We start from the raw sequence: 300 nt of genomic DNA on the forward strand, positions 1-300 counted from the left end.
TTGCCTGCCTTTGGCCTATAGAGCGTCGCGTTCACGCGACGCTCTATAGGCCAAAGGCAGGCAAAGCCAAGCGATTCACGGGTGCGCGCGGTCCCGGAATAAGTCAAGAAAACTGCGCTTTCCGCTTTTCAGCCTGGCGCCGAAGCCATTCGTCGGCCGCATCGCCCATCATCTTTTCCACACCGTCCTTGAGCCAGGCCATGAAAGGCCGGTCGAACCTGAATGCATCGCCGCATTCCCGGATGAGAAAGCGACGCACATTCTGGGTGTTGCGATAGGACTTTGTGATGGCGGTGGCAC

At 58.3% G+C, this 300-nt stretch carries 1 protein-coding gene; it reads right to left on the bottom strand.

Annotated elements, in window-relative coordinates; translation table 11 throughout:
• Positions 1-103 precede the first annotated feature (103 nt).
• Positions 104-300: DUF6434 domain-containing protein (locus EOC06_RS38815; protein ID WP_128310191.1), on the bottom strand; the 197-nt coding region annotated here is incomplete at its 5' end.

It is taken from the genome of Mesorhizobium sp. M7A.F.Ca.MR.362.00.0.0 (assembly GCF_004023175.1).
Classification (GTDB): domain Bacteria; phylum Pseudomonadota; class Alphaproteobacteria; order Rhizobiales; family Rhizobiaceae; genus Mesorhizobium.